The organism is Tepidimonas sp., from assembly GCF_029335975.1.
In the GTDB taxonomy this organism is placed as follows: Bacteria; Pseudomonadota; Gammaproteobacteria; order Burkholderiales; family Burkholderiaceae_C; genus Tepidimonas.
Genome location: NZ_JARJMT020000044.1, coordinates 1 through 4,137 on the forward strand (window position 1 = coordinate 1; position 4,137 = coordinate 4,137).

Sequence of the window (4,137 nt, forward strand, 5' to 3'; positions counted from 1 at the left end):
GCGCGCCAACAAGGCCGGGTCGGCCTGCCCATTTTCGAGCACGGTGATCAGTTGCGCCAGCGCCCGCCAGGCGGCGTCGCTGTGGCCCTGGATGGCCGCGATGTCGCGCGGCGCATAGGGCGAGAGGTCGCGGTCGCAGCGCATGAGCATCTCGCCGATCATGCCTTGCAGGCCCATGCGCTGGCCGTCTTCGGGGCTGTAGATGCGGCCCACGCCGTAGTCCATCAGCTCGCGGATTTCGCTGGGTACGATCACGCCGCCGCCACCACCAAACACCTGGATGTGCTCGCCGCCACGCTGGCGCAGCAAATCCACCATGTATTTGAAGTACTCCACATGCCCGCCCTGGTAGGAACTCACCGCGATGCCCTGCACATCCTCCTGCAAAGCGGCGGTGACCACCTCGTCGACGCTGCGGTTGTGGCCCAGGTGTATGACCTCCGCTCCCATGCTCTGCAGGATCCGGCGCATGATGTTGATGGCCGCGTCATGCCCGTCGAACAGGCTGGCGGCGGTGACGAAACGCACTTTGTGCGTGGGACGGTATTGGGCCAGGGCCTGAAACTCGGCGGACAGATTGGTCATGCGGTGTCTCCTCGGAAGGCGCGCGGCAGCCGGCAGCACGCCGATGAGGTCAGGGATCCTATTGACGTTTACGTAAACGTCAATATAAACCAAAGCGCGCGGCCGGTGGCAATCTTCGTCGCAGCCACGCGCTGCCGCGACGGGCGCTGGTGCTCGCCGCCGTCTACCCTGCAAGATGCCCCAGCGCATTCCGGGCGCACCCCGATTGGCGATTTCGGTGATTTTGGATACCATGCGGAGTATCTCTCAGATCGCCCATCTCACTGTCCTGCTTGTCACGCCATGACCTCCGTTCGCGACCCCGATCGAAAGAAAGCTCTGCTCCTGCGCCTCAAGCGTGTCGAGGGGCAGTTGCGCGGCATCCAGCGCCTCATCGAGAGCGATGCCGACTGCGAACAGGTGGCCCAACAACTGGCGGCGGCACGCAAGGCGCTGGACAAGTCGTTCTTCATGATGGTGGGCTGCGTCATGGCGCAGGGCGACACCCCGCCCGACGATGCGGCGGATCTTTTGGCGCGCTTCGCTTGACCGGCTGGCGCTTGCCCAGTGGGCTCGCGGCGGTGTGGGCAAACCGTTACCATTGCGGACATGCGTCCCATCCAACTCTTCGATCCGGCGTCTTGCACCTACACCTATGTGCTGCTCGATCCCGACACGCGCGAGGCGGTCATCATCGATCCGGTGGACGAGCAACTCGAGCGCGACTTGCAGACGCTGCGCGAATACGGTTTGCACCTGCGCTGGGTGGTCGAAACCCATGCGCACGCCGACCACATCACCAGTGCGCTCACCCTTGCCGAGCACACCGGCGCCCGCACCGCGGCGCCGGCGGCCTGTGGCATCACCACCGCCCATCGCGCGCTGCACGACGGCGACGAGCTGATCTTTGGCGCGCAGCGACTGAAGGCGCTGGCCACCCCCGGCCACACCGCCGGCAGCATGAGCTTCGTCTGGCAGGTGGACGGCCAGGTGCATGTCTTCACCGGCGACACGCTGCTCATCGGCGGCTGCGGCCGTACCGACTTCCAGTCCGGCAGCGCCGAGGCGCTCTACCGCAGCATCACCGAGCGGCTGTTCACGCTGCCCGATACGGCCATCGTCTGGCCCGGCCACGACTACCATGGCCGCACCCACTCCACCATCGGGCATGAAAAGGCCCACAACCCGCGCCTGGCCGGCAAGAGTCTGGCAGAGTTCGTCACGCTCATGAACAGCCTGAGCCTGCCGCGGCCGCACCGTATGGATGAGGCGGTGCCGGCCAATCTGCGCGGGGGCCTGCGCCACGACGCCGATGGCGCCGAGCGCGAGGCGCCGCGCCCCGCTCAAGGCTACGCGGGCGACGTGGCGCCAGAACTGGCCTGGCGTTGGGTGCAAGAGGGCCGTGCCGTGCTGGTGGATGTGCGCACCGATGCCGAGCGCGAGTGGGTGGGTTATGTGCCTGGAGCGCAGGCGCTGGCGTGGAAGCAGTGGCCCGGTATGGTGCCCAATCCGGCCTTCGACGACGGCGTGCGGACTTTGTTGGAACACAGCGATCGCCCGCTGCTGATGCTGTGCCGCAGCGGCGCGCGCTCCATTGCCGCAGCGCGGCGCGCCACGGAATTGGGGGCCACGGCTTACAACGTGCTCGAAGGCTTCGAGGGCGACCCCGACGAGCGCGGCCAGCGCGGACACCGCGGGGGCTGGCGTCACCGGGGGCTGCCCTGGCGGCAAAACTGATCCCGGCCACGCAGCCAGCCAGGCCGTTATGATGTCTGGATGACTGCGCCGGACACCGCCGCCACCGAATCGACCGCGCTGCTCGCGCTGGATGTGGGCAACACCCGCCTCAAATGGGCGCTGTACGAGGCACCGGCCCCCGGAGCGCGCCTGCTCGCGCACGGCGTGCAGTTTCTGGAAAACATCGAAACCCTGGCCGAGGGCGACTGGCGCGCGCTGCGAGCGCCGCGCTGGGTGCTCGGCAGCATCGTCGCGGGCGCTGGCGTGCGCCACCGTGTGGAGCAGCAGTTGGAGCTGTGGGATGCCCCGGCGCAGTGGGTGGTCCCCAACCAGGCCGAGGCGGGGCTGATCAACGGCTACGACCACCCGGCTCGTCTGGGCTCGGATCGCTGGGTGGCGATGATCGGCGCACGCCAACGCCTGCTGGCCCGCGGTGATTCACGGCCATGCGTGGTGGTCATGGTGGGCACCGCCGTCACCGTCGAGGCGATCGACGCCGAGGGTCGCTTTCTGGGTGGCATCATCCTGCCGGGCCACGGCATCATGCTGCGCGCGCTGGAGTCCGGCACGGCGGGGCTGCATGTGCCCACCGGCGAGGTCCGGGCCTTTCCCACCAATACCAGCGATGCGCTCACCAGCGGCGGCACCTTTGCCATCGCCGGGGCGGTGCAGCGCATGGTGGACAATCTGCGCCAACACGCGGGGCAGGAGCCCGTTTGCCTGATGACCGGCGGCGCCGGGTGGAAAATGGCACCGCACATGACGGTGCCTTTCGAACTCGTCGAGGGCCTGATTTTCGATGGCTTGCTGGCCATTGCACGCAGCCGCTTCGGGGGGTAGCCCGGTCCGGGCGGGCGCCGAGACGGCCCGCAACCCGGCGCTTTTCGGTTCAGGCCCTTGCACGCTCAGGCGTGCCGCGCCAGCCAGCGGGTCGCCAGCATCACCCAAAAGGTGGCACCAAGCGGAATCAATTCGTCATTGAAGTCGTAGCGAGGGTTGTGCAGGGTACAGGGGCCCGCATCGTGGCCCGGCCCGTAGGCGCTGCGGTGGGCCCCATCTCCATTGCCGATGAACACATACGCCCCGGGTTTGGCCTGCAGCATGTAGGCAAAATCTTCTGCCCCCAGCGTCGGCTCCTGGGTCACCACGCCATCTGCGCCCACGATCTCGCGCATCACCTCAGCCGCAAAGGCGGCCTCGGCCGCGCTGTTGACCGTGGGCGGATAGTTGCGCCGGAAACGGAAGTCCGCGCGGGCGCCAAACGCGGCGCAGAGCTGCTCGGCCAGGTCGCGCATGCGCTGCTCGATCAGGTCCAGCGCCTCCACGGTGAAGGTGCGCACCGTGCCCTGGATTTCGCAACGGTCCGGGATGACATTGGTCGCCTCGCCCGCATGGATCATGGTGACCGAGATCACGCCCGGCTCCACCGGCCGCAGGTTGCGCGTCAGAATGGTTTGGAAGGCCTGCACCAGTTGGCAGGCAATGGGCACGGGGTCCACCGTGTTGTGGGGCAGGGCGGCATGCCCTCCTTTGCCGTGCAGGGTGATGGCAAATTCGTTGCTCGAGGCCATCACGGGTCCCGGGCTGACCGCAAAACGCCCCACCGGCAACCCGGGCCAGTTGTGCATGCCAAACACCGCCTGCACGGGAAAGCGCTCGAACAGCCCGTCGGCGATCATTTCGCGCGCGCCGCCACCGCCTTCCTCCGCCGGCTGGAAGATCAGCACCACCGTGCCGTCGAACGCCCGGTGCCGCGCCAGGTGTTGCGCGGCGGCCAGCAGCATGGCGGTGTGGCCGTCGTGTCCACACGCATGCATGCGCCCGGGGTGCCGGCTG

At 67.8% G+C, this 4,137-nt stretch carries 5 protein-coding genes and 1 pseudogene; 4 read left to right on the top strand and 2 right to left on the bottom strand.

The window, feature by feature from the left end; genetic code table 11:
* The coding region (locus tag P3W97_RS02460) for a cobalamin-dependent protein (RefSeq protein WP_300843447.1) at positions 1-585 on the bottom strand (585 nt) is incomplete at its 3' end.
* Positions 586-867: 282 nt separating this feature from the next.
* Between P3W97_RS02460 and P3W97_RS02465 the strand changes: the two genes are divergently transcribed.
* From P3W97_RS02465 to P3W97_RS02480, 4 genes and pseudogenes are all read left to right on the top strand, one after another.
* Positions 868-1,113, top strand: a complete 246-nt coding sequence (locus P3W97_RS02465; RefSeq protein WP_300843449.1) for a metal-sensitive transcriptional regulator — start codon at positions 868-870, stop codon at positions 1,111-1,113.
* A 60-nt stretch (positions 1,114-1,173) separates the two neighbouring features.
* Positions 1,174-1,638, top strand: a pseudogene (locus P3W97_RS02470) (MBL fold metallo-hydrolase); the annotation flags it as partial.
* 222 nt (positions 1,639-1,860) lie between these two features.
* Positions 1,861-2,301 carry a rhodanese-like domain-containing protein gene (locus P3W97_RS02475; protein WP_300843455.1) on the top strand — a complete coding sequence of 147 codons (441 nt, stop codon included), beginning with the start codon at positions 1,861-1,863 and terminating at the stop codon, positions 2,299-2,301.
* A 39-nt stretch (positions 2,302-2,340) separates the two neighbouring features.
* Positions 2,341-3,141 (top strand): type III pantothenate kinase, encoded by an 801-nt coding sequence (locus tag P3W97_RS02480; protein WP_300843451.1) that lies wholly within the window; start codon positions 2,341-2,343, stop codon positions 3,139-3,141.
* A 65-nt stretch (positions 3,142-3,206) separates the two neighbouring features.
* Here the strand turns inward: P3W97_RS02480 and P3W97_RS02485 are convergent.
* Positions 3,207-4,137: amidohydrolase (locus P3W97_RS02485; protein ID WP_300843453.1), on the bottom strand; the 931-nt coding region annotated here is incomplete at its 5' end.